The 907-nt window shown below is 59.6% G+C and carries 1 protein-coding gene; it reads left to right on the top strand.

The features are described from left to right. Positions 1–602 (top strand): IS110 family transposase (locus NAV32_RS17585; protein ID WP_256054064.1); only part of this gene is annotated, 602 nt, incomplete at its 5' end. Positions 603–907: the final 305 nt, after the last annotated feature.

Below are 907 nucleotides of genomic sequence, written 5' to 3'. Positions count from 1 at the left end.
GGGGTTTGCTGGGCGAGTTCGGCCTGATCGAGGCCCGCAAGGGCGTGGCAGCTACCCGCGCACTGCTGGCACGGACGCTGGAGGAGAGCAGCGGCCTGCCGGCTGCCATGCGCGAACTCATGGGTGAGCTGCAGGACGAGCTCCAGGAAAAAGACAAGCGGATCGCCATGCTGGATCGTCTGATTCAACAGCAGGCGCGCCAGGATGAGCGGGTGCAACGCCTGATGCAGATCGAGGGCCTTGGCCCGATCAGCGCCACGGCCATGGTGGCGGCGGTAGGTGATGCGCGCCAGTTCAAGTCAGGTCGGCAGCTGGCGGCCTGGTTGGGGCTGGTGCCCAATCAGCATTCCAGCGGCGGCAAGGAGCGCCTGGGTAGCATCAGCAAGCGAGGCGATACGTATTTGCGCACCTTGCTGATCCATGGAGCGCGGTCCGCCCTCAACGCGATTGCGAAAAAGACCGATCCGCGCAGTGTCTGGATCAACGAGCTGAAATGTCGGCGCAACACCAACATCGCCACAGTGGCCCTGGCCAACAAGAATGCCCGGATCATCTGGGCGCTCCTAAGCAAGGGCGAGCGCTATAAAAACGCTGCGTGCTGAACGCAGTAACCGAGCAACAGGCAACACCGCAGCAAGCGCAATTCCGTAGAAGATCCACCACGATTGCACAGTGACAGACAGTGATGACGAACCGGTCGAACCGGCATGTGTGAAGGCTTACAACGTCGAAGGCCCACTGTATGACAAGGCCGCTAATCCGATCAGCCACACATGAGCGACTACTTCATCAAGGCTCGAAGTGACGAATCACTTCATCCAGAAGCCGGATATACGGTAGCAGTCGTACTTGGGTTCAGAAGCACTGGTTTTTACTGGCAAACCGGGAGGAGTCCATATACGACGAT

Source organism: Stutzerimonas stutzeri, assembly GCF_024448695.1.
Taxonomy (GTDB): Bacteria; Pseudomonadota; Gammaproteobacteria; order Pseudomonadales; family Pseudomonadaceae; genus Stutzerimonas; species Stutzerimonas stutzeri_T.
The sequence above is the reverse complement of the archived record's forward strand: the minus strand, read 5'-3'. Positions and strand labels throughout refer to the sequence as shown.